The sequence below is a fragment of the Methanomicrobiales archaeon HGW-Methanomicrobiales-1 genome, from assembly GCA_002839675.1.
Lineage (GTDB): Archaea > Halobacteriota > Methanomicrobia > Methanomicrobiales > Methanospirillaceae > Methanoregula.
On the sequence record PGYM01000004.1, the window covers coordinates 79,246 to 102,936 of the forward strand.

A 23,691-nucleotide genomic window follows, 5' to 3' on the forward strand; every position below is an offset into this window, starting at 1 on the left:
ACGCCAGACAACAGGAACCGCATTTCCGGAGAGAGTTTTTCCTTTTCCGGGCCCGGCCCAACACAACGTAAGGCTACATCAGGGCAGTCGGACCGGCACACCCGGTTCACGAGCATTTTAACCGCGAGAAGTATTATTATTACCCGCATCCCAAGAACAATCACTTCGTACTAAATCAGGTGTCTGCCGGTATGGAACATTCCTTTCTCACCAAATTGCAAAAAAGGCCGCTTATACTTGCCGGACTTATTGCCACTATCTCAGTCATCGTCCTGGTCCTGAACGGTTATGGGCTCATATTCGGGATTACCAATGTTCTCCCGCACCTCTTTTACGTACCGATTATTCTCACGGCTTACTTCTTTCCCCGCCGGGGAGTCTTCTTCTCGGTTGTCATTTCAGTGGCCTATTGCAGCATGGTATTTTTCATCGATCCTGTCATCCCCGGGCAACTGTTATCAGCCAGCGGAAGGATCATCATGTTTATCCTGATTGCTGCCGTTGTCTCGTTCCTGACAACCCGCCTGCGGGAAAGCGAGCTGAAATTCCGGGGCGTAGCCGAACGGAGTTCCGACATAATTTTCCTTACGGACAGGGAAGGAAAAGCAACTTATGTCTCTCCTTCGTTTGGAAAAATCCTGGGAATGAATCCTGTTGAAATTACCGGTAAACATCCTGATGATTTTTTCCACCCGGATGACCTGGATCTGTTCCCTACAGCATTTGCGGATCTTGCGAAAGGAACACCGGTAAATTTCACGACACGGACCCGGAAAAAAGACGGGGGATATGTTTCGATAGAATATCTCGGGACTCCGGTTATGATGGATGGATCGTTTGCAGGGCTCCAGATTGTTGGGAGAGATGTCACGGAACGCAGGCTCGTAGAAGATGCCCACCGCGAAACCAGCCGGCGCCTTGCTGCGATCATCGATGTCCTTCCGGACGCGACGTTTGTGATCGACAAAGCGGGTAATGTTATTGCATGGAACCGGGCCATGGAGCGGATGAGCGGGATTCCGGCACCGGATATCCTCGGCAGCGGGAAACATTCGTACACGGCATGGATTTTAGGAGATCCCGGTCCAATCCTCATCGATTATATCCTGCATCGTGACATAGAAGGGATTAAAGCCGCGTATCCACAAGTCCGCTTCGAAGCAAATACCGTCAAGACCGAGAAGGAGATTACCCGCGTGGATGGCACCCGTTTCTCGCTCTGGATCAGCGCAACGCCTCTCATGGATAAGAATGGGGAGGTCACCGGTGCGATCGAATCATTGCGGGATGTCACGCGCCAGAAAAAGATCCAGCGTGCAATACAGGAATCCAACAGGTACCTGGACGCGGTGATCAATACCCTGGCAGATCCCCTGTTCATCAAGGATCGCAGGCACAACTTTGTCAAATTGAATGACAGTTTCTGCCAGTTTACCGGATACGCCCGCGAGGACCTGCTGGGAAAATCGGATTACGATTTTTTCAGAAAAGAAGAGGCCGATGTATTCCATGAGAATGATGAAGAGGTCTTCCGTACGGGTTATGTAAATGAGAATGAGGAGAGCATAACTGACTCTCAAGAAAACACCCATATGGTCAGTACCAAAAAAACCCTCTACATCGATTCTGCGGGGGAGGAATTCATTGTCGGCATCATCAGGGATATCACTGAACGGAAAAAGATCGAACTGGCACTGCAGCAGGCACTCAGAAAGCTCAACATGCTCTCTTCAATTACCCGCCATGATATCCTCAACCAGCTCATGGGTCTTCGCACCTATCTTGAACTCATACAGGAACGTGAACAGGATCCGGTACAGGGCGAATATATAAGAAAAGGAATTGTGTCGGCTGATGCGATACAGGAGCAGATCGAATTCACCCGGTATTATGAGGACATCGGGGTTCAGGCACCGCAGTGGCATAACGCAGCGGCAATATTCCAGTCTGCTGCATCGCAACTCCCGCTGCGGGGGATCGTGACGGATGTGCAGGTGTCCGATCTCGAAGTGCATGCAGATCCCCTGATTGCGAAAGTTTTCTACAACCTGATTGAAAATTCCCTGCGCCATGGAGAACGCGTGACCACCCTTGTGCTTTCCGTTAAAGAAACCCCGGAAGGGGCGATCGTTACGTATCGCGACAACGGTGTTGGCATTTCCGTTGAGGACAAGATCAAACTCTTCTCAAAAGGATTCGGGAAACACACCGGTCTTGGCCTGTTCCTGTCGCGGGAGATTCTCTCGATAACCGGCATCACCATAAAAGAGACCGGAGAACCCGGTGCGGGCGCCCGGTTCGAGATTCATATTCCGAAAGGGGCGTACAGGTTCACACCTCATTAACCTGAAACAGGGTTAAAAAGGTTGCACCGGCAGCGCTGGAGAGCCACGGGTCCGGGTTTTTTGTATCGGAAAGAGGCATCGCGATCACCCGGACACACGGCATAAAAAAAGCGGTTTGCTATGCTGTGCACAATAACAATAGCGAAAAGGATATTCATTACGGCAGACATGGTTGTATCATGGCAGACAGGATCCGGGTCCTCTGCGTTGATGATGAAGCCGTCCTGCTTGAGATGGGAAAAGAGTTCCTTGAGCAGAGCGGGGAATTCTCTGTTGACACTGCCCTGTCAGCCCGTGCAGCACTCGAGATCCTCAATAAAAAAAGCTATGATGCGATAGTTTCTGACTACCTGATGCCGGAAATGAATGGCATCGAATTTCTCAAGAGAGTCCGGGCTACCGATAAAACCACTCCTTTTATCATTTTTACCGGGCGGGGCCGGGAAGAAGTAGTGATCGAGGCCTTGAACAACGGGGCGGATTTTTATCTCCAGAAGGGAGGCGATCCCGTAGTCCTCTACCAGGAACTCACCCATGTTATCCGGCAATCCGTTGTGATGAAGCGGACTCTCACAACGCTCGAGGAGCAGGAGCAGCGCTACCACGATCTCCAGAATGCAAATGACCTGATCCAGAGTGTTACACCGGATGGCCATTTCCTGTTCGTCAACAAAAAATGGTTAGACACGCTCGGTTACCAGGAACAGGATCTCCAGAAGCTCACCATATTCGATATCATCCACAAGGAGAGCCTGAAACACTGCATGGAGACATTCCAGCGCGTGATTTCCGGAGAGAACGTTGGAATCATCGATGCGACATTTAAGGACCGCGCCGGGAAGAAGGTGTATGTCGAGGGTATAGCGAACTGCAAGATGGTGGAAGGGCGGCCGGAGTATACCCGCGGGATATTCAAGGATGTTACCGAACGAAAAGAACTGGATGCCGCCTTAAAAGAGAGCGAGGCCAGGTACCGGAATGTGGTCGAAGACCAGACCGAATTCATCTGCCGGTTCCGGCCGGATGGGACGTTCGTCTTTGTCAACGATGCCTACTGCCGGTATTTCAACAAAAAACGCGATGAGATTATCGGGAAATTGTACATCACAAACATTCCGGAGGAAGACCGGGCCGGTGTTGCTGCAAATATTGCCTTACTGACGCGGGAACATCCGGTTGGCACCACATCGAACCGCGTGATCCTGGAGGACGGGCGGAAACGGTGGCACCAGTGGAGCAACCGGGCCATTTTCGATGAGGCAGGCACACTTGTCGAATACCAGTCGGTTGGCAGGGATATCACCGATCTCAAAGAAGCAGAACAGGAACTGCTCCGGAAGAACGAGGATCTCAATGCTGCTTTTGAAGAACTCACGGCAACAGAAGAAGAGCTCCGGCATAATTATGAAATGATCAGCCAGAAAGAGCAGGCACTTCGCGAAAGTGAAGAAAAATACCGCCTCCTTACCGAAATTACTGATGATGTCATCTATATGATCGATATGATGGGGATGATCACTCATATCAGCCCCCGTATCACCCGGTACGGCTATACACCGGAAGAGGTAATCTCCCGGAATTTTACAGAATTTATTGCAAAAGAAGATGTGACAAAGGTAGTGGCAGATTTTAAAAAGACCGTATCGACCGGGAAGTCAATGGTGACAACAATACGGATCCGCGATAAAGCCGGGAATCTTCACTGGATGGAAGATAACGGTGCGCCGGTTCTTGATTCATCAGGATCCATGGTTGCATTATCCGGTATCCTGCGCGATGTTTCCGGGCGCGTGAAGGCAGAAGAAGCACTCAGGGAGAGTGAAGAGACATTCCGTGCAATGGTGGAACAATCGGGCGAGGGCATTATCATTGTGAATTTTACCGGGATGCTTCAGTTTGCAAACAACAAGGCCTGGGACATTGTCGATTATCCCACTGACAAGCGGATAACAGAAACATTCAATGTGCTGGATATAGTCTCGCCGGGAATGCGGCTGAACGCAGTTGCTGATTTTCTCAAGGTTTCCCGCGGGATCGACAGCTTCGAAGTAACGTACAAAATTATCACATTTAATAAAGATGAGCGGTGGGTTGAGTGCATAGGCAAAAAAATCTCATTCAGGGGCCTGCCGGCCATGCTCCTCTCCATCCGCGATATTACCCAGCGCAGGAAAACGGATGAGGCGCTCAGGGAAAACGAGGCGAAGTTCCGGACCATTTTCGACAACAGCCCGTATCCCATCTCGATCAACAGTATTCCGGATGGAAAATTTATTGAGGTCAATGCAGCATTTTTAAAAAGCAGCGGGTACGTGGAGGCAGAAGTACTCGGAAAAAGTCCTGTCGAGCTGGGACTGCTCTCCCTGCTGGACTTTGGGAAGCTCAGCGGGCACCTGTTGCTGTCAGGAAAACTCGAAAATGTGCCGATGGTTCTCAGGGGGAAAGGCGAGATCGGCGTTCACGTCCAGTTCTCCACCATCCCAATCACCATCAACAACCGGTCAGCCATCATGACCATGGCCGCAGAAATTTCCAAGCTGAAACGGGTTGAAGAAGAACTGCTGCAAAAGAATGAGGAACTTCGTGCCGCGTATGAAGAACTTGCAGGTGCTGATGAAGAACTCCGGCAGAATTTCGATGAACTCAGTAAGAAAGAGCAGACGCTCCGGGAGAGCGAGGAGAAGTTCCGGGCGCTGGTCGAGCACTCGCTTGACGGTATCCTGATCACGGACTTTACCGGAAATCTTCTCTTTGCAAACCAGGCGGCGGGCCGGATTGTGGATGTGCCGGATATCGAGCAGGGAATTAAGAAGAGAAACGTGCTGGAGTTTATCGCCCCGGAGGATAAATCCCGGATCCTCCATGACTTCAGCCAGGTTGCACAGGGGATCGATAGTTACCCGGTGAATTACCAGGTCATTTCGGCCAGCGGGCGGCAGATCTGGATTGAGGCTATCGGGAAACGGATCCTGTTCCAGGATTCGCCCGCCATACTCATCTCGATGCGGGATATCAGCTCCCGGAAAAACATGGAGGTTGCGATGCTGCGGGCAAATAAGCAGCTCAACCTTCTCTCGAGCATCACCCGCCACGATATCAATAACCAGCTCCAGGGACTCAACGGGTTTGTCGAACTGCTGCACGCAAAAATGCCCGATCCCTCGTTCGAAGACTATTTCACCCGGATCACTGAAGCAAGCGACCAGATCTCTGCCATGATCCGGTTCACCAAAGAATACGAGCAGATCGGGGTACGTGCTCCAGAGTGGCATGATATCCGGAAACTGGCGGATAACGCGGGAAAGGACGTAAAGACGGGAAAAATCACGCTCAAAAATGATCTCCCTGCCAATACGGAAGTCTTAGCCGATCCACTTATTGCCAGGGTTTTTTTCAACCTGGTGGACAATGCGATCCGTCACGGCGGCAAGATCACGAAAATACACTTCTCTTTTGAGGTACGCAACGGGAACCGGGTCATTATTTGCGAAGACGATGGCGATGGTGTGACCAAGAGTGAAAAAGAGAAGATATTCGACCGGGGATTCGGGAAGAACACCGGGTTTGGCCTGAGCATCTCCCGGGAAATTCTCGATATCACCGGCATGACCATCGAGGAGACGGGAAAGCCGGGAAAAGGAGCACGGTTTGAGATCACAGTACCGGAGGGGCATTACCGGACCACAGCCCGGTAACCCCGTGCTTATCCGGTTCCCGTATATCCTCTGCTCAGCTCAGTGATTTCAACCGATGTGAGGACCGGGCGGGATGGGTAAAAGACCCCGCGTGCCGAGGCGGGGATTCGGGCCTCAGCCCGGTTTTTGTATCATTGCTGAATAACAAAGGGATGAAAGAATTTTCCCTTTTTAGTAAGGCAGTGCAGGCTTCTTCTTTGCCCGGGCATCTTCTATGGCCCTGCGAAGAACTTCTGGTTCATCGGTGCCGATCCTGAAGCTCTTTCCGGAGAACAGCCGGACTTCCACGGCCCCGTACCCCGATACATTGTAGAGCGTGCCGTGAGGGGTCAGGCGGATACCCCATCCATAGTACCAGGGATTGGTAACCGCGGTGACCGAGGCAATTTCTGCCACGGGCCAGCTCTTCCGGATGAGCCCGACCGGCCCGAACCGGATCCGAAGGGTTTCATCAGTCACGGTTGCAGTCAGCGTGGAGGTGATCGCAAGTACAATAATCATGATGCCGAGCACAGCAACCTCAACCCAGACAATCCCGAAGAGGTACGTTGTTGCAAGAATGAGAATGATAGCAGCAGTTACCAACCCGATGATGACCAATCCCTTCTGGGTGTGCTCGTACATTCTGTCCAGGGGCTTTCCTGATCCATCGGCTCCGGAGGGCCCGGGGCTTTTTTGCGAAGGATTTCCCGCACTGAAGCTGAGCGCGGCACTTTCGTTACTCGTTACCCGGGTCATATGTGCATTCGGGCACCAGCCCATCCACTTGTGAACAATTTCTGATATGCGTGTAATTGTCAAACTATCGCCTTCACTTTCATAAACAATTCTTCTGCCATTTTTGTCGGGTCAGCGGTCTTTTCGATCCGGATGTTAAGTTCGGTTGCATAATCCCAGAGCAGCTCGATGCATTCAGTATACCGCTGGCACGTGCCGCAGTCGCCGTTATGCTCGTACCAGACCTGCATCCCGTGTTTATCGGATACAAAGATGATGGCGGGAGTCTGGAAAGGAACCGAGCGGCCAAGCAGGATCCCCTGCTCCGCATTGATCTTCTCAATCGCAATCTGGTTTGCGTTTGCCATCTCCCGGAGTGCTGCCTCGATCTTATCGTCCATGACAAGGAGCGCCTTGGACACTGCCTGCCGGGAGATGCCCAGCAGGTTGGCAATCGTGATATTGGGAGTGCCGCTGCGCCGCATCTTCCAGAACCCGAACTGCTTTTCATTCGTGGGCAGAAGCATGTGTCAATGTTAGAGTGTTGACATTATAAAAATTTCGCGGTGATGACGGCTTTATTTTTATTGCGGCCAGAGGACTTTTTGCATGCCCGGGGATTTTGGTTTCCATCCGGAAAATGCCTGGCAGATTATCTGCCGGGAACAGGAAACTTGTTTTTCCCGCACTGCAAAAATCCGGATTGGAGCGCCTCAATGTATTAATATAGGGTTGCGCTAAAGGTTGCCTGTAGGCACCCTGCCTGATGCCGGTGCCGGGAGTTGCAGCACTATGCAGGAAATCATTAAGAAAATGATCACCGAAGCGATGGCAGCCCAGCACGCCGACGTGAACCAGATCAAAAAGAAACGCGGTGAGAAATTCGTCATTGACGACACCAAAGTGTATGTAGACGCGGTCAAGGGCATGAAAGCCATCGGGGGCCAGAGCAAGGCAGTCTTTGCCCTGCACACCGATTCGGTCAATGCCCACTATACGATCTTAAAAGGCCTGACCAACACCATACGTCCTGAAGACGATCCCTTTGTCGAGCACTACCAGACGCCGGTCATCTTAGAGATGCTCTACGATGCGGACCCGAAGTTCCGCAAGAGTGTAGACGCATTCATCAAAGCCATCGGCAAGGCTGAAGCCATGATCGGCAAAGAGTCAGCCCGCCGGTACGCGGGGTTCTACGGCCCGACCTGTGTCGTGGACTTTGCCCTGATCCCGGGCAGCAGCAGCAATATCGTTAACCAGATCCTCAAAACAACGGATATCCCGGTTGCCCATAAACAGGCGATTCTCGCTGCAAAGTCATGGGGAATGAACACCTCATATGGTTTCGGGGACGTCTTTGCTCACGCAGTAGAAGGCGGGGCTACTCTCGCTGACGCGGTGAAGCAGGAAATCTCCATGATCCAGTCCATCTACGACACACCGGTGGATGCACAGGCAAAACTCATGGACAGCGTTGGCCAGTCCTCGTTCGACTGCCGGAAGTACATGAAGGACTACCGCGTAAAGATGCAGGGGGCCGTCAAGGCATCGCTGGATGAGGGGGTCCACTACGGCAACATCGTGACTATACCGGCGTACTGTGTCGGGGATATCGCGCACCACATCTCCCAGTCCACGTACAACATGTGCAAGGATGATGTGATCATGGCCGTTATCGAGTCCGTGACCGAAGTGATGGACAAGACCCTGCACGCAGCAGCACCGAAGATGAAGACCATGAATGAGGTGCTGTCGGTTGCAACCGGTGCATCCGCAAGCGCAGCGGAATATATCCTCGAACTCGACGGGTTCAACGCGATCATGGTCGTGGACATGTTAACCAAACGCTACCACAACTATGTCCAGCTCTACCCGAAGCGGAGTGCGGCCATCGAACTCCACAACTGCGATTTCATGGACATGATCTACCGGGGCTGGAAGATGGTGGACAAGGCAAGGAGAATGCAGGCCAACGGACCCGATCTGGTAAAACCAAAAGTTGCCGGGTTCGAAATCAACCTTTCCCCAATCCTGAAAAACGACGTCATCGCCAACCCGCAGCGGTATGCCTACCCTGCCTGTGCGATGACCGTGCGGTTCTCCGCCATGATGCGGCTCTCCGATTACCCGTGTCTCTTAACAAGCGAGCCGGTCACGGCAACGCTGATGACCAACATCATCGCACTGAGCAAGGATGTACCGGCAGCTCCTGCACGAATCTGCAAGGATTGTGCCTCGGCCGCCCTGATGGATTTCCGGCACTGCTCCTGCCAGTGGAAGGATGCGGTCTGATCCCGGTACCGGGACAGACAGGATGAAAATCATGAAGTGCTACGTTTGCGCCAAAGAGGGCAAAGACAGTGATGCCGTGGCAGTCTGTGTTGCCTGCGGTATGGGAACCTGCATGAAACATACGATCAGAAAAGAAGTGGATGTCTGGGAGGGAAGTTATCCCATCCCATCCCACAAACTGCCAAAAAAGATGCCCCGGATGCTCTGCCCGGACTGCAATGCTGCGTACGGGGAGGGTTGAGCAATGGCTTCGCTCGCCAACCGCAGCATTGCAGAAGGTGTCGGGACGCTGCTCCTCGTGTACTTTGGTGCCGGTGCCGCGGCGATCACCCTGATGCTTGCGCACGGCACAAAACCGGCAACATCGTTCAACATCGGGATCGGCCAGCTTGGCGGGCTTGGTGACTGGTTTGCCATCGGGATCACGTTCGGTATCGTTATCACTGCCGTTATTTACGCGCTTGGCAGGGTATCCGGGGCACACATCAACCCGGCAGTGACCATTGCGCTCTGGGCAACGAAGCGGTTCCCGACCGGTGACGCGGTTGCCTACATCATCGCCCAGTGCATTGGTGCAGCGATCGGCAGCCTGCTCTTCTTCCTCACCGTGGGAATGGATGCGGTCACGATCGGGGGTCTCGGGGCAACGGCACCGTTTCCGGGTATCGGGTATGGGCAGGCGATCCTTGTAGAAGTAATCGCAACCTTCGTGCTGATGCTCGTGATCATGGGAGTTGCGGTGGACAACCGTGCCCCCACGGGATTTGCCGGGCTCATCATCGGCCTGACCGTGGCCGGGATGATCACGATGGCCGGTAACATTTCCGGTGCATCCCTCAACACGGCCCGTACTTTCGGACCGTATGTGATGGACTTCCTGCTCGGCGGCCCGAACCTCTGGGTATTCTTCCCCATCTACATCATCGGGCCGATCATCGGCGCTGTGCTCGCAGCGGTTTTCTATGACCGGATTACAGCGGAATGAATCCGGCCGATTATCTTTTTTTATAAGAAAATCAGGTACTTTTTCCTGATACAATCCAAATAATACCTATGTTACTTGTCGCAGCCAGGTGTCGGGTTTATATCAATCATTGCGAGGATTTTGCTCTTCAGGTTGAACGGATTATCCCCCTTGTCCGTGCGGAGCCGGGATGCCATCGGTACGAACTCCATGCGAACGTCTTTGAAGAAGGGTTGTTCATTTTCTGTGAAGAGTGGGAAAGCCAGAAACATCTGGATGTGCATCTCGCCACCACGCACATGCAGGACCATTTTGCGAAATGTGCTGGGTGGATGGCTGCGCCGACCGAGTTGACCGTGTATGAGGTATCGGGGAGCAAGAGCGTGGTGCTGGAATAACCGGTATGTTTGATCCTTTTGCTAAACAGTAATTAAAAAAAATTAGAAAAATTCTATTTTTCCCGGTTGTCCAGAAATTTTCTGTGGTAGTTATGAGGGTGACCCCCTCTCTCCCCCAGAGGGGGAGGCATCCCAAGGGGTGCACCCCCTTGACCCCCGTTTCGATTTTTCTTTTTTCCGGATTTACAGAAAATTTCTGGCGCCCTGTCGCGATATGAAAGATACGAACGATAATTAATCAAAGACGTTGAATAAAACCGCTTTGCCCCGCCGTGTCTCGGAGAGGCCCTGAGGCGGGGAGCCATCGCTTAAATAATCATTTTCCGTTTTCGTAATTCCGAATAAAATTCCAGACTGACCCGCTCAGGAACCTGTACGGTCTGTCAGTTCCAGCAAAAAAAATAAGAAAAATTATCGGTCCGAGAATTTCTCGACCACACGGACATTGTCACCGCGAACCGTAATTGGGATTGGGACCACGCTCTCGTAGAGCTCGACCGTGATCTCTTCTTTCGCGGAATCAACCCGCTTGACAACTGCCTTTTCGCCTTTGAACGGTCCGGCAATCAGCTCGACAATCGTGCCTTCATCAATACCGGCAACAACCGGTTTGGGGATCAGGAAATGTCCTACTTCTGCAAGGCTTGTCTCGCCTTTGATGACCGTACGCGCGTGGGCAATCAGCTCCACGAGCTGTTCGATACGGTTCATCTTCTCCGGCGTTTCGATGAGTACGTAGCCCTGCAGTTCATTGGGTACAATGATCGCAGTCACCAGGACATCGGTTGCCTTGGTGTCAATCGCTTTTAAGATATTATCCGCTACCGTCCGCTCCTGCTTGGAGGTGGTCTTTATCGCAAAGATCCGGTTGACAAAGACTTCCGGGGCGGCGGGAACCAATGGCGCTGCGGGGGGAGCCTGGGGAGTCATAGTCATCAGGATCAGAATCCGAGCAGTTTCTGGTGTTCGAATAATACGTAGATGATAAACCCGATCAGCCCGATGAGGAGCACACCAGCGGCAGCGACCGTTGCAATCTTTCCAAATTCTTCCCGTGTTGGAGTGCGCGCGAGTTTTAAGACCCTGAGGTACTTACGGAATAATTCCTCATGTAGCACGTCTGTTTTGAAATCAGGTTTTGAAATTTCCATATTGGCTCACTTGAGAAAATCGATCTCAAACTGTTTCTGTACTTTGGGGGTAAGTTTCTCGCTCCGACCATATATTTGTGGCGACCGTACGCCCGTGACCACAAGCAGGGTCCGCATCTTGCACTGCATGGTGGGGTCGATCTGCGCACCCCAGATGATCCGGGCATTCGGGTCGACGCGGCTGTAGACTTCCTGCACCACGCCTTCGGCTTCTTCCATGGTCATGTCCGGACCGCCCACCACATTGACAAGCGCAGCGGTTGCTCCGGATATATCCACATCGAGCAGCGGGGATCGGATTGCTTTCTTGACCGAGTCTGCCGCCTTGTCCTCGCTGTCACTCTCACCCATACCGATCATGGCAACGCCACCGCGTTCCATGACCGTGCGCACATCGGCAAAGTCGAGGTTGACGAGACCGGGCATCGTGATAAGTTCGGTAATGCCCTTGACCGCACGCATCAGGACTTCGTCAGCTATCTTGAACGCTGCGGAGAGCGGGAGTTTGGGCACGACTTCGAGCAGCCGGTCATTAGGCACAACAATGACCGTGTCTGCCACATCCCTCAGGCGCTCAAGGCCCGCCTCTGCGTTCTCCATGCGGATGGCACCTTCCGCAGCGAACGGCAGGGTTACGACCGCGATCGTGAGAGCGCCTTCTTCCCGGGCAGCCTTTGCCACAACGGGAGCAACACCGGTACCAGTACCGCCACCGAGACCGACCGTGATAAAAACCATGTCACAGCCTGATACTACCGCCCGGATCTCCTGCTCGTTTTCGAGGGCCGCTTCCTCACCGATCTGGGGTATGGAGCCGGCGCCAAGACCCCGGGTCCGCTGCCTGCCGACAAGGATACGCTGGTCGGCATGCGTGCGGATCAGGTGCTGGGCATCGGTGTTGATAGCGATAAGTTTTGCACCGTGGATACCCTCTTCCATCATGCGGGAGATCGTATTCGATCCGCCGCCTCCGCAGCCAATCACAGTGATCTCGGTCTTCATCTCGGCCAGAATCTGGTCGAGGTCTTCATTATTCTGCGAGGGAGTGACGGTTTCATCTCTCGCCTTAGTTAGTGCCTCTTCTACAATGGACCTCATGAAAACTTCTCCAACCCCGGGATGTGGATGTCGGTCTCACTGCGCAGAGACACCATGGCTGGTGTGATTTCCTGACCATTGATCTCTATGGACTGGCCTGCAGCCAGTTTTTTGTAGGCAGGTCCGGGCGGTACCCCGAGGTTACGCGCTTTTTCAGGGTCGAACCGTACCTTAGTTATGATCAGGTGATCGCTCTCTGTTACAGTGATCTCTTTATTACGTATGATTTTTACGCACAAGGTATTTAAATCATTTATTATTTCAGGCAAATGTTCATTATACGTGATAAATTCAGGAAGCAGGCGATTATCACGCGTGGATAAGTGAACGACCGGCAGATTATCGAGATCTTTTATCAGCCCCGGCTCGTCCGATTTGGCTGTTTCAGCCAGTAAAACGGGATTTGCCCGGATCAGGCTGAGTTCTCCCTCCCCCCGCAGTGCATGGATATAGCACCGGGCACCCGGGGATACCGCCTCTGCCATTGCCCGCACTGCCTGGTAGGTATTCCACGAGAGAGGGCCTATCGCTGAGATCTCGCTTTCCGAGAGCCGGGGGATGGCCAGCTGGTCCAGCAATCCTGAAAGACTCTCAAAAACAGTACGGTCAAGCGCTTTGCGGTCGATATAGGCAGCAACAGCCCCGCTCTGTGCCTGCATACTGCGGATCATGTCAGCATCGAGCCCGGCGATCTCCCGGGTATGGGCGATATGCCCGAATGCCCCGCGGGAGGTGAGAGCAATCTCGGTCTGGCGGACTGCATAATGCGTTCCTCCGAACCCGATAAGCGGGACTGCATTGATCGGGACTGCGTCCAGCACGGCTTCGGCCACTGCCCTGCCGGCGACAGGATCGGTCCATTCCTTCTCGGTGCTCCCGATCTCGACAAAGAACGAGGGGTGGTGCAGGGCCGTGGGACCATGATGCGTTACTTCATAAGATACCCGGTAGCCTTCCGGACAATGTTTTGCGAGCGCCCGCAGGGTTGCCTGCATCATTGCCGGTGCGGCAGGAGCGAGTGTCCGGGCGGACCCCCCGAGCTCGGCTGCACCGTAATTTCCGGTGACATGAACGGTGAGGACCGGGACCGGGTTGACACTCGAATGCCGTGACAAAAATATCACAAGGTCGGCGTTAATCCGTTCATCCACATCTTCGGTATGGATCAACCGATCTTCTGTCTCAAAAAATTCGTACGTCCGCCCCCGTTCCTGCCATCGTCCGTCAGGATCGGCGGCCAGCAGCTGCTCGATATGGTGCCGGATATTCACTCCCGCCTTGTCCTGCCGGGAGTTGACGAGCGCGACTTTCATTAAGGGTATATAGGGCGGGCAGAGCCCATAAGGTTCATGGTGCTGTTCTGGCAACCATTCTACCGGGAAAACGGGAGACCCGGGAAAGGCAGGGCAAAACCTTACTCTGTTCCACCGTTCCGGTTGATCACCATCAACCGGAGCTCGCTCATCTCTTCGATCGCGTACCGGGGTCCTTCCCGGCCAAGCCCCGAGCCCTTCGCCCCGCCATACGGCATCTGGTCGACCCGGAAGGTCGGGATATCGTTCACGATCACGCCGCCGGTATCCATATCAGCAAATGCCTGCATTGCCCGGTTGATATTCTGGGTGAAGATACCCACCTGCAATCCGTATTCGCCCGCGTTTGCTATCCGGAGTGCTTCGGGGAAATCATCGTACGGGATAAGGGAGATGACCGGCGCAAATACTTCCTCTTTATTCACCCGCATCGCGGAGGTCGTATCCACCAGTACGGTAGGGGCAAACATCGTCTCTTCCAGCGTGCCACCGGTCAGGATCCGTGCGCCCTGCTTAACGGCTTCCTGCACTTTCCGGTACGCATCCTCTGCCTTTAACCGGTCGATCATAGGACCGACATCCGTTGCCGGGTCCCGCGGGTCTCCCACGTTGAGAGCTTTGACCGCGGCAAGGATCTTTTCTGCGGCTCGTTCGTACACCGGGCGATGGATGAGCACCCGCTGCACCGAGATGCAGACCTGCCCGGCATTGATGAACCCCCCGGTGGCAATCCGCTGGGCCGCATAGTCGAGGTTCGCATCCTCGTGCACGATCACCGCAGCATTCCCGCCGAGTTCAAGCCCGACCTTGGTCCTGCCGGCGATCTCCCGCAGGTGCCAGCCGACCGTGCAGCTACCGGTGAATGAAAGGTACGCAACCCGGGGGTCGCGGGCCAGCTGTTCAGCACGCCCGCCGGCACAGGGCACTACGCTAATCGCTGCCGGTGGCATGCCCGCGGCAATCGCCATCTCGCCCAGCAGCAGGCTGGAGACCGGGGTGGATGACGCGGGTTTGAGAATGATCGAGTTGCCCGCTGCAATTGCCGGCGCCAGTTTGTGGCACGCGAGGTTGAGCGGGAAGTTAAACGGCACGATGCCAACTACCGGGCCGAGCGGGAAGCGCTGGAGAAAACCGGTGCGCCCCGCCGTATCATCGCTCCAGTCCAGCGGGATGATCTCGCCATAGATCCGCTTGGCTTCCTCAGCCGAGGTCCTGACCGTAACTTCCGCCCGGGCAACCTCGCTTAGGGCAAACTTCCGGGTCTTGCCCCCTTCCATGACAAGGACTTCGGCGAGTTCGTCTGCCCGCGTGTGAATCTCGTCCGCAAGCCTTGTAAGGATCTGTGACCGGGTGCCGGACGAGAGTTTCTTCGTGGTTTCAAAACCCTTTACTGCCTCGGTAACTGCCACTTTGAGATCCAACGAACTTGCCTGGCAGACCTGCGCGTACGCTTCGCCCGTAAAGGGGAACCGCACGCTGACGATCTCATCGGTCTGCTTCTTTACGCCGCCGAGAATTATAGGGTATGTCTCCATCAGGTTTCACTCCCGTGACCGGTGTGCATGCCTATGCCTGCACATTTCCTTTGTACTGCATTATACGACATCCATAAAGAGTTCTTTTACAACACTCGCGGGAGTGGTGCACGATAATTACTTTGTGCAGGGAATCCAACATTCCTTCACGCACGCGAATCGAAAGCGTCCGATACTTAATACAAGAGGGGTTTTGTGAAGGAAGTCGCAGCTAACTTCAATGCAAAAGTTATAGAAAGCGCCATACAGGAAAACTGGCGCACCAACGATACGTACGCAACCGTAAAACAGCATCGCAGTCAGGGCAAACCGTTCTTCTTTGTGGACGGTCCGCCCTACACCACGGGCACCATCCATCTCGGCACGGCATGGAACAAGATCTTAAAAGACTCTATTCTGCGCTACCACCGGATGAACGGCCGCCACGTGATCGACCGGGCCGGCTACGATATGCACGGCCTGCCCATTGAAGTGAAAGTCGAGCAGGCGCTCGGCTTCAAGTCCAAAAAGGATATCGAGAAGTACGGTATCCAGAAGTTCATCGAGCAGTGCCGGGAGTTTGCGATCAAGAACAAACTCTTAATGGACGACCAGTTCGCCAATCTCGGGGTCTGGCTCGATTTCCCCGGAGCGTACAAGACCGTCATGCCCGAATACATTGAAGCGGCATGGTGGACACTTGCGAAGGCAGAAGACAAGGGCATGCTCGAACGCGGGTACCGGGTTGTGAACTGGTGCCCCCGGTGCGAGACGGCAATCGCTGACGCTGAAGTGGAATACGCAGACGAGAACGACCCCTCGGTTTTCGTCAAGTTCCCCCTCAAAGGAAAGCCAAATGAATTCCTTGTCATCTGGACAACAACCCCGTGGACCCTGCCGGCCAATGTTGCCGTAGCGATTTCAAAGGATTTCCTGTACGCAAAAGTGCTCGCCAAAAAAGACGAGAAAGAGACGCTTCTCTGGATTGCAGAGCCTCTTGTAAAGGCGGTGCTCAAGAAGGGGCGCTGCAAAGATTACTCCATTGTTGAGACAAAGAAGGGCGCCGAACTCGTGGGATGGGAATATGAATCCCCGCTCGCCTCCTGCGTACCGCTCCAGTGCGAGATCGCCCACAAAGTCCTTGCCGCAGATTTTGTTGAACTGGAAAATACCGGCATGGTGCATATCGCGCCCGGGCATGGCTGGGACGACTTCGTGCTCGGCACAAAAGAGGGGCTTGCCATTGTCTGCCCGGTGGATGGTGCCGGGAAATTTAAAGAAGAAGCCGGGATCTTTGCCGGCCAGTTCGTCCGGGATTCCAACGAGAACGTGCTGGTGGCTCTTGGGGATCACCTGTTTGCAAAGGAGATTATCACCCACCGCTACGGTCACTGCTGGCGCTGCAAGACCCCGATCATCTTCCGGGCCACCTCGCAGTGGTTCTTAAAGATCTCCGAGATGCGGGAACTGATGCTTAAGGAAGTCGAGAAGGTCACCTGGTATCCCGAATGGGCCGGCAGTGCACGCTTCTACGACTGGATCAAGGATGCCCGCGACTGGTGTATCTCGCGCCAGCGTTACTGGGGTATCCCGATCCCGGTCTGGGTCTGCCCGAAATGCGATGCCTACCGCGTCATCGGCACCATCGCGGAACTCGAGGAACGCAGCGGGAAACCACTTGCAGATCCGCACCGTCCGTATGTGGATGATGTCACGATCCCGTGCACCTGCGGCGGTACGATGAAACGGGTCGAGGATATCTTCGATGTCTGGTTCGATTCTGCCGTGGCTTCGTGGGCTACGGTCGGGTTCCCCGGAAAAACGCAGGACTTCGAGAACCTCTGGCCTGCTGATTTCATAACCGAAGGCCAGGACCAGACCCGGGGCTGGTTCTATTCCCAGCTCGGTGCCAGCACAATTGCGTTTGGCAAAGCGCCCTACAAGAGCGTCTGCATGCACGGGTTTGCCCTCGATGCCGAGGGAAAGAAGATGTCAAAAAGCCTCGGCAATGTAGTCACTCCTGAAGAAGTGATTGCAAAAGTGGGCGTGGATGTACTCAGGCTTTACATCCTCTCCTCTTCCGCACCGTGGGATGACCTCAAGTTCAACTGGGATGGTGTCGGCACGGTCAATCGTACGGCCAACATCCTCTGGAATGTGTACCGCTTCCCGGTACCGTACATGATCCTCGACAAATTCGAACCGGTAAACACCGGCGGGGTCTGGGACGATGCCTATATCCGCTCACACCTCCGGCAGATGGCCGACGAAGACCGTTTCATCATCTCCCGGATCAACTCGGTGGCTGCCACGGTCGATGCCGCGATCAAGGAGTGCCAGCTCCACCGGGCTACCCGGGAACTGATCAACTTCATCTTAGAAGATCTCTCGCGCTGGTATGTCCAGCTCGTCCGCGAACGGATGTGGCTCGAAGGCGAATCCGAGAGCAAGCACTTTGCCTACGAGACGATCTACTATGTCTTGCGCCGACTCATCGGCCTTCTCGCCCCGGTCTGCCCGCATATCACCGAAGAGATTTACCAGAACCTGCGGTGCGCAAACGATCCCGTGAGCGTGCACCTGCTCGACTGGAACAAAGGCGAACCCGCACTGGTTGACATCGCGCTCGAAGAGGCAGTCGGGATCGTCCGTTCATTTGATGAAGCATCTGCGAATGCCCGCCAGGCCGGCAAGCGCAAACTCCGCTGGCCGGTGGCTGAAGTGGTCGTAGTCACGGATTCCGAACCGGTCAAGGATGCGATCGGCAAGCGTCTCAACGCGGTCTGCAAGGACCGGGCCAATGCCAAGACCGTCCGCGTTGTAGCGGGCAGGTGGGAGCGTATCGGCTGGAAAGCAGAACCGGTCATGAAGGCACTCGGAAAAGGTTTCGGGAAAGATTCCTTTGCCGTAAAAACACTCATCGAGGGAGCAGATGGCAACCTGCTCAAGGCAGAGATCAGTGCCGGGCGAACGGTGAACCTTGGAGAAGGGGCTGCCGTCTTTGCTATCGGTGCCGATCACGTGACCTTTACCGAACTGCTCCCACCCGAAGTGTTCTCGGCGCCGATGCCGGATGCCACGGTATATGTCGACATTCAGTTGACTCCTGAACTGGAGGCAGAAGGCTATGCCCGAGAAGTGATCCGCAGGATAAACGAGATGCGCAAGCAGCTCGATCTCGCAGTCGAGGATTTCATCGTTGCCGATGCCGCTGTTGCAGATGAACGAATCTGTGCCCTGATACAGGATTCATGGCGTACGGGAATTATGGAAGAAGTGCGGGCACGGGAACTTGCAATTCATAATACCGGTGCAGCGGCAAAAACCTACGAGATGGTCAAAGACTGGGATGTCGAAGGCGTTGCGATGACGATTGGCATTTCGAAAACAGCATAAAATCTTTTTTTCACTTTTTTTTAAATAATTTCATCTTGCCGAAAATGAGGAAATTTGTTTTAAAAGTCCAGACCCGCCCGGTTACATGGGTGGCAGATTCTGTAAAATGGCCTGGAGGACTGCAATGATGATTTTCAGGAATATTGCCCAGTCAAACAAAACATCACCTCCTTTAAGGCGATATTTTCTAGTGTACTATAATGGTATTTATGGATTTCTGTTTTGATATATCAAAGCATTCTGGCTGGATTTATATTTTAAGAGAGATAATCGCCTTAACACGATTGATTGCACGGACCTGGCTTTTTACCGAGTGCATTGAACCGGGGATTGGTTGTCCCGGCCGTGAAATGTGTGGAAGTGAGAATCAGGTACAATATCAGTGCCTCGAAACAGCCACAGGAATCTTAAAAATATGAGAAAACCTGCCGCAATTCTTCAGGGGAATAACAGAAAACAGAACCCTGCTCACAGGGATCCAATTAATTTTTCCAGAAACACTTTTCCTTCATCGCTCGTGAACAGCGGAAGGTCCTTGTCCACCGTGACTGCACTCCGCTCCACAACAACGGTCTCTTCGGTAATCGGGTTGAACCCCTCTTTCTCGGTGAGCTTCTTGTACACCAGCACGCCACGGCGCTGCCAGGCCGGCGTCATGGCGAGATTGAATCCCCGCACGTGCATCATCTCGTGGAGTTCTTTTGAGGGAAGGCCCTTGAGATGTTCTGCGGCTTTCTTCCCGTTCATCCCTTCTTCGATCAGCACCTGCTGGCAGTAGCCGTTTATGTGGTTGCGCCATGCCTCGTTCTGCCGGTTGGCAAGATATTCCAGGGCAAATGCCGGTGTTGCTGGGATTACCCGGGCATCGAAAGAGAGCAGCGTAGTTCCCCCCAGTGCGAGCGTAAGTGAACTTGCGGCAAACGATGCCGCCACCGAATCGATCTTCTCCACCCGGCCATTGAACGGGAGCTGGGTGAAATACAGGCTGATCTCATCGGAGAATGTGAACGCGAAATCAGGATTCAGACCGCTCTCCGACAGGAGGGAACTGCAGACCATGCACATCGAAGTATTGAAAAACTCGTCAAATGGTTTTTCAAGACCGAGCGTTTCGGTCAGCCGGTGGAATGATCGCCCGTCAAGCCGTACGAAAATGGGGGGAATCGTCGTAAGATTTGAAAAAAGTTCACGGTTTTCCATGGAGAGACCATACAGGATGAGATAAAATATGGTGTGCGGGTTGTTCCCGCAGTTTTTGTGCGTTGTTACTCTTCGCCGTTGCCTGAGCCGGAGGAGAATGCACCCGGCAGATGACGGATCAGGACAATGTCATCAATAGCACTGATGATGCGGTACGGGATCTTGAGTCCCTTGTAGTTCTTCAGCTCGAAGAGCTGGTCGTTGACCTTGCCAACCACGACACCTTCAATTTTCTTGCTGTCAACATCGATGACAACATCCTCGACTTCGCCGACAAACATGCCTTTATCGGTGTAGATCTGGAGTCCGAACAAATCGGTAATCTGGCTTTCCATCGTTATCAGAGAGAGTATATACTTAAGAGTTAAAAAGATAATCCTTTCATATGGACGGATCTTTTCGGATCGGGCGTTTATTTGGGATTCCAATCCTGATTCATTACACATTCCTGTTAGTCATTCCCCTCTTTGCCTGGATCATCGGCAGCGAGATCCTGCCCACTACCGAGTTACTTAAGGGCATCTTCTCAGTACCGATAGACATCTCCGTCATCAGCAGCGGATTGATGCCATGGATCCTGGGCACCGTTGTCGCACTCGGGCTTTTTGCCGGCGTGCTCGTGCATGAGCTTGCCCATTCTGTGGTCGCGTTGCGCAAGGGGATCGCAATCAACAATATCACGCTCATGATCTTTGGCGGCATTGCACAGATGGAGGAAGGAACACCGGATCCCAAGGTTGAGCTCCCGATGGCGCTCGTGGGACCGATTGCGAGCCTTTTCGTCGGGTTCCTCTGCTGCGGGCTCGTCTACGCTGCACCGTTCGTGAGCGCGAACCCCGGCCAGCAGGGAGTATGGATCTTTGTCTTTGGCTATCTCGGCATGCTCAATATTCTCCTGTGCGCTTTCAACCTCATACCGGCATTTCCCATGGATGGCGGCAGGGTGCTCCGGGCATGGATGGCAACGAGAATGCCACTCCACCGGGCCACAAAAATTGCCGCTGATATCGGGAAGGGGTTTGCGATTATCTTTGGTATCTTCGGGCTCGTCACGTTCTCGCCCTTCCTGATACTGATTGCACTTTTTATCTACATCGGTGCGAACGCGGAGTCCGTGGCCGTGAAGTACAGCCACCTGTTGCAGAATGTGACGATCGGGGATATGATGAGCACACCCGTGACTACGGTTCCACCGACCATGCCCTTAAGCACGGTCATTGGCATGATGTATTCCAGCAAACATCTCGGTTTTCCGGTAGTAGAACGGGATACCCTGGTCGGTATGATCACCCTTGCCGATGTCAACAGCACTTCATCCATTGATCGCGATGCCATGCAGGTACGCGATATCATGACCCGGGACCTGATCATGCTCCCTCCGGAAGCACCGGTGATCGATGCACTGAGGATCATGTCTTCAAATAATATCGGGAGGATTCCGGTAGTGGTAGATGGGAAGATCCTCGGGATTGTAACCCGGACGGATATTCTGAAAGTAACGGAATTAAAGCAGATCTAAAGGATCTGTTCCGGAAATTCTTTTTCTTAAAAAAAAGTGATCAGAATTTTTTCTTGTATTCAAACAGTTGATCGATGATCCGGTATTTCTCCCCGTTATAGTAATTTGCTGTCACTTCAATATGGTCAGTCATCAGTGTCCCTTTCAGGGTGATAAAACTGCCAATCTGCTGGGGTTTGAAAGACTGGGTCAGCACCTGGCCATCGGACCGGGTGAGTCGGATGGAGACATCAGAGACACCATACTGGCCTGCACCTCCCCTGAACGTAACCGTTACGAGACCGGTGATCGGATCGCGTTCAACCTCGTAATAAACGAGAAGGGCTGCGGGGGGAACCTGGGTGGATTCCAGAACATACGATGTGGATGCGGAACTCTGTGCAGGAGCGACAGTCGAAGCTGCGGACGGGACCGGGGTTGCCCCAAACAGGGTGGCACTATTCCCGGAGCCGGGGGTTCCTGATCCGGAGAGCATGGGCAGGAGCACAAAATATGCAAGGGCTGCAACAATAACAAGTCCTACGACACCAGCGATCATCAGGGTCTGGGTGCTGGATGCAGGCACCGCTTTGCCGGGGGCCCGGGTTACCGGTTCCTTTCGGTTCTCCGGTGCTTTTTTATCGGGAACTTTTTCTTTGGCTGCGGCTTTCGGCTCTGGTTCTGGTGCCGGTTTCTTCACCTCTGTGGGAGCAGGTGCAGGAGCCGGAGGTTTTACTTCCGGGGGTACCTTTACCGGAGCCGGGGTGGGGGGTGCTGCAGAAACCGGAGGTGCCACAGGGGCTGCAACGGGTTTTCCACAGGATTCGCAGAACTTCACATTCGGCAGAAGCGGGGCGCCACACTGTGCACATACCAGGAGGGGTTCAATCTTCGCGCCGCACGTTTCACAGAACTTCATACCGGAAGCAACCGGACTTTTGCATTTCGGACAGATTTGTTCATTATTAGAGGGGGATTCAGTTACCATGATAATCACACATTAGTTCATTTCAATTTTTGCTCCACACTGGGGACAGAATTTCTTTCCGGGCTGGATTTCCGTTCCACACTGGGGGCAGAACTTCTGGGTCTTTGCCGGGGATTCCGGGGAAGGTACCGGTGCTTTTTGGGAGAGCGAGTCCAGTTTGGCGATGACAGCAGTATCGTTCAGAAATACCGAAACATAGTCGTGGATCTCTGAGGATGCCACCGAGCGAAGTTCAACATCATCCCCGTTATAGTCGATATACAGGAGATCATGAATCCCGCTGATGATACACGAAAATCCGGCTGCGTTTGTTGTTCCTAACGGGGTTGCTTTCCCTGAGGTCATCGTCAGGTACATGGTAGGCAGGAGGTGACCCCGCGAGAGCAGGATGCCATCATCTGAAAGGGTATACCCGTTGTTATCGGATATTGCAAGTCCTTTTGCTGCAAGAGCGGTAAGAACGCTCCCGATGCCATCGGTTTTTGGGATATGGTCCCGGGAGAAGAGATCAATAAAGGCACTCGAGAACCACTGGAAATTACCCGGGGGTACCTCCAGCATCGCAGCGATTGTCTTGGGAGTGTGGACCAAGCGGGCAGCCGGCGTGCCATCCGAAAATTTCCGGAGCATCTCTTTTCGCTGGAGATCGATCATAGCCGAAAGCACCAGCGTCTCTGCACGGGTCAGGTGGGCCTCAAACGACCCGTTCCGGTAAACAGAGAAACCAATGGTCTGCCGGATACGCTCCAGCATGACATCATTCGGTGCCGGATACGTGATGATCTGCATTCCGCCATCATTGATGACACCGGCGATCGTCTTGTCCGGTGCAAAGTAGGCGATATATTCCGTGACTCCCTGAGGGGTCGTTAAGTATATCCGGGTAAATGCATCTGTCTGCGCAAGGGTTGAGACCGCCGCCTGTTTATCTGCGAGAAGTTTTCCCTGTGGATCACAAATCCCCAAACTGGCAAGCTGGGCAATTCCCTCCGGTCCGGGAGGGGTCCCTTTCCCGTAATTAAACGGCGATATGCTGCTTACCGGGCTCCCGGCAAGAGTTCCTAAGGTCCCGAGAAGTTCGGGTTTTATCGTAAACTGAATCTGGCCTGTCATAATTTTTTC

19 protein-coding genes are annotated in these 23,691 nt (G+C 53.6%); 8 read left to right on the forward strand and 11 right to left on the reverse strand.

Translation table 11 applies throughout. From position 1 onward, the window contains the following. The first annotated feature begins 191 nt into the window (after nucleotides 1–191). Together CVV30_11895 and CVV30_11900 are read left to right on the forward strand one after the other, a co-directional pair. A complete protein-coding gene (locus tag CVV30_11895) occupies nucleotides 192–2,345 on the forward strand; it encodes a hypothetical protein (GenBank protein ID PKL68039.1) in 2,154 nt (717 codons plus the stop codon). 179 nt (nucleotides 2,346–2,524) lie between these two features. Continuing rightward, the gene (locus CVV30_11900; GenBank protein PKL68040.1) at nucleotides 2,525–6,040 is read left to right on the forward strand and encodes a hypothetical protein; all 3,516 of its coding nucleotides are present in this window, start codon (nucleotides 2,525–2,527) and stop codon (nucleotides 6,038–6,040) included. A 171-nt stretch (nucleotides 6,041–6,211) separates the two neighbouring features. On the opposite strand, the gene CVV30_11905 is transcribed toward CVV30_11900, so the two are convergent. Both CVV30_11905 and CVV30_11910 read right to left on the reverse strand, forming a co-directional pair. Next, nucleotides 6,212–6,802 (reverse strand): hypothetical protein, encoded by a 591-nt coding sequence (locus CVV30_11905; protein ID PKL68041.1) that lies wholly within the window; start codon nucleotides 6,800–6,802, stop codon nucleotides 6,212–6,214. Nucleotides 6,803–6,837: 35 nt separating this feature from the next. Continuing rightward, nucleotides 6,838–7,284 carry a hypothetical protein gene (locus CVV30_11910; protein PKL68042.1) on the reverse strand — a complete coding sequence of 149 codons (447 nt, stop codon included), beginning with the start codon at nucleotides 7,282–7,284 and terminating at the stop codon, nucleotides 6,838–6,840. Nucleotides 7,285–7,549: 265 nt separating this feature from the next. Between CVV30_11910 and CVV30_11915 the strand changes: the two genes are divergently transcribed. From CVV30_11915 to CVV30_11930, 4 genes are all read left to right on the forward strand, one after another. Further along, nucleotides 7,550–9,049 carry a DUF2193 domain-containing protein gene (locus CVV30_11915; GenBank protein PKL68043.1) on the forward strand — a complete coding sequence of 500 codons (1,500 nt, stop codon included), beginning with the start codon at nucleotides 7,550–7,552 and terminating at the stop codon, nucleotides 9,047–9,049. 31 nt (nucleotides 9,050–9,080) lie between these two features. Then, complete coding sequence (locus CVV30_11920; GenBank protein ID PKL68144.1) at nucleotides 9,081–9,290, forward strand: hypothetical protein; 210 nt, start codon at nucleotides 9,081–9,083, stop codon at nucleotides 9,288–9,290. Between the two features lie 3 nt (nucleotides 9,291–9,293). Beyond that, a complete protein-coding gene (locus CVV30_11925; protein ID PKL68044.1) occupies nucleotides 9,294–10,034 on the forward strand; it encodes an aquaporin in 741 nt (246 codons plus the stop codon). A gap of 68 nt (nucleotides 10,035–10,102) precedes the next feature. Then, a complete protein-coding gene (locus tag CVV30_11930; GenBank protein ID PKL68045.1) occupies nucleotides 10,103–10,411 on the forward strand; it encodes an antibiotic biosynthesis monooxygenase in 309 nt (102 codons plus the stop codon). 411 nt (nucleotides 10,412–10,822) lie between these two features. On the opposite strand, the gene CVV30_11935 is transcribed toward CVV30_11930, so the two are convergent. The 5 genes from CVV30_11935 to CVV30_11955 all read right to left on the reverse strand — a co-directional run bounded on the left by CVV30_11935 (nucleotide 10,823) and on the right by CVV30_11955 (nucleotide 15,511). Beyond that, nucleotides 10,823–11,341, reverse strand: coding sequence for a transcription elongation factor Spt5 (locus CVV30_11935; protein PKL68046.1), 519 nt, complete (start codon nucleotides 11,339–11,341; stop codon nucleotides 10,823–10,825). An 11-nt stretch (nucleotides 11,342–11,352) separates the two neighbouring features. After that, nucleotides 11,353–11,562: a protein translocase SEC61 complex subunit gamma gene (locus CVV30_11940; protein ID PKL68047.1), complete on the reverse strand. Its 210-nt coding sequence runs from the start codon at nucleotides 11,560–11,562 to the stop codon at nucleotides 11,353–11,355. A gap of 6 nt (nucleotides 11,563–11,568) precedes the next feature. Further along, a complete protein-coding gene (gene ftsZ, locus CVV30_11945) occupies nucleotides 11,569–12,660 on the reverse strand; it encodes a cell division protein FtsZ (GenBank protein PKL68048.1) in 1,092 nt (363 codons plus the stop codon). Further along, nucleotides 12,657–13,973 carry a D-tyrosyl-tRNA(Tyr) deacylase gene (locus CVV30_11950; protein ID PKL68049.1) on the reverse strand — a complete coding sequence of 439 codons (1,317 nt, stop codon included), beginning with the start codon at nucleotides 13,971–13,973 and terminating at the stop codon, nucleotides 12,657–12,659. Before CVV30_11950 ends, ftsZ begins: the two co-directional genes overlap by 4 nt. A 101-nt stretch (nucleotides 13,974–14,074) precedes the next feature. After that, entirely contained in the window at nucleotides 14,075–15,511 is a 1,437-nt protein-coding gene (locus tag CVV30_11955; protein ID PKL68050.1) for an aldehyde dehydrogenase, read from the reverse strand. Nucleotides 15,512–15,703: 192 nt separating this feature from the next. Here CVV30_11955 and CVV30_11960 point away from each other — a divergent pair, with 192 nt between their 5' ends. Beyond that, nucleotides 15,704–18,883 (forward strand): isoleucine--tRNA ligase, encoded by a 3,180-nt coding sequence (locus CVV30_11960; GenBank protein PKL68051.1) that lies wholly within the window; start codon nucleotides 15,704–15,706, stop codon nucleotides 18,881–18,883. 468 nt (nucleotides 18,884–19,351) lie between these two features. Here CVV30_11960 and CVV30_11965 read toward each other — a convergent pair whose 3' ends face one another. Continuing rightward, a complete protein-coding gene (locus tag CVV30_11965) occupies nucleotides 19,352–20,083 on the reverse strand; it encodes a tRNA 5'-guanylyltransferase (GenBank protein PKL68052.1) in 732 nt (243 codons plus the stop codon). A 65-nt stretch (nucleotides 20,084–20,148) separates the two neighbouring features. Beyond that, complete coding sequence (locus tag CVV30_11970; protein ID PKL68053.1) at nucleotides 20,149–20,418, reverse strand: photosystem reaction center subunit H; 270 nt, start codon at nucleotides 20,416–20,418, stop codon at nucleotides 20,149–20,151. 50 nt (nucleotides 20,419–20,468) lie between these two features. Here CVV30_11970 and CVV30_11975 point away from each other — a divergent pair, with 50 nt between their 5' ends. Then, nucleotides 20,469–21,602 carry a peptidase M50 gene (locus tag CVV30_11975; GenBank protein ID PKL68054.1) on the forward strand — a complete coding sequence of 378 codons (1,134 nt, stop codon included), beginning with the start codon at nucleotides 20,469–20,471 and terminating at the stop codon, nucleotides 21,600–21,602. A gap of 40 nt (nucleotides 21,603–21,642) precedes the next feature. On the opposite strand, the gene CVV30_11980 is transcribed toward CVV30_11975, so the two are convergent. Both CVV30_11980 and CVV30_11985 read right to left on the reverse strand, forming a co-directional pair. Continuing rightward, the gene (locus CVV30_11980) at nucleotides 21,643–22,569 is read right to left on the reverse strand and encodes a hypothetical protein (protein PKL68055.1); all 927 of its coding nucleotides are present in this window, start codon (nucleotides 22,567–22,569) and stop codon (nucleotides 21,643–21,645) included. 12 nt (nucleotides 22,570–22,581) lie between these two features. Beyond that, complete coding sequence (locus CVV30_11985) at nucleotides 22,582–23,682, reverse strand: hypothetical protein (protein PKL68056.1); 1,101 nt, start codon at nucleotides 23,680–23,682, stop codon at nucleotides 22,582–22,584. Between the last annotated feature and the right edge of the window lie 9 nt (nucleotides 23,683–23,691).

Coding starts and splice junctions, on each gene's coding strand:
- CVV30_11900 (PKL68040.1), top strand. CDS start 2,525: ATGGCAGACAGGATCCGGGTCCTCTGCGTTGATGATGAAGCCGTCCTG.
- CVV30_11920 (PKL68144.1), top strand. CDS start 9,081: ATGAAGTGCTACGTTTGCGCCAAAGAGGGCAAAGACAGTGATGCCGTG.
- CVV30_11930 (PKL68045.1), top strand. CDS start 10,103: ATGTTACTTGTCGCAGCCAGGTGTCGGGTTTATATCAATCATTGCGAG.
- CVV30_11910 (PKL68042.1), bottom strand. CDS start 7,284: ATGCTTCTGCCCACGAATGAAAAGCAGTTCGGGTTCTGGAAGATGCGG.
- CVV30_11905 (PKL68041.1), bottom strand. CDS start 6,802: ATGGGCTGGTGCCCGAATGCACATATGACCCGGGTAACGAGTAACGAA.
- CVV30_11950 (PKL68049.1), bottom strand. CDS start 13,973: ATGAAAGTCGCGCTCGTCAACTCCCGGCAGGACAAGGCGGGAGTGAAT.
- CVV30_11965 (PKL68052.1), bottom strand. CDS start 20,083: ATGGAAAACCGTGAACTTTTTTCAAATCTTACGACGATTCCCCCCATT.
- CVV30_11915 (PKL68043.1), top strand. CDS start 7,550: ATGCAGGAAATCATTAAGAAAATGATCACCGAAGCGATGGCAGCCCAG.
- ftsZ (PKL68048.1), bottom strand. CDS start 12,660: ATGAGGTCCATTGTAGAAGAGGCACTAACTAAGGCGAGAGATGAAACC.
- CVV30_11980 (PKL68055.1), bottom strand. CDS start 22,569: ATGGTAACTGAATCCCCCTCTAATAATGAACAAATCTGTCCGAAATGC.
- CVV30_11975 (PKL68054.1), top strand. CDS start 20,469: ATGGACGGATCTTTTCGGATCGGGCGTTTATTTGGGATTCCAATCCTG.
- CVV30_11970 (PKL68053.1), bottom strand. CDS start 20,418: ATGGAAAGCCAGATTACCGATTTGTTCGGACTCCAGATCTACACCGAT.
- CVV30_11940 (PKL68047.1), bottom strand. CDS start 11,562: ATGGAAATTTCAAAACCTGATTTCAAAACAGACGTGCTACATGAGGAA.
- CVV30_11935 (PKL68046.1), bottom strand. CDS start 11,341: ATGACTCCCCAGGCTCCCCCCGCAGCGCCATTGGTTCCCGCCGCCCCG.
- CVV30_11895 (PKL68039.1), top strand. CDS start 192: ATGGAACATTCCTTTCTCACCAAATTGCAAAAAAGGCCGCTTATACTT.
- CVV30_11925 (PKL68044.1), top strand. CDS start 9,294: ATGGCTTCGCTCGCCAACCGCAGCATTGCAGAAGGTGTCGGGACGCTG.
- CVV30_11985 (PKL68056.1), bottom strand. CDS start 23,682: ATGACAGGCCAGATTCAGTTTACGATAAAACCCGAACTTCTCGGGACC.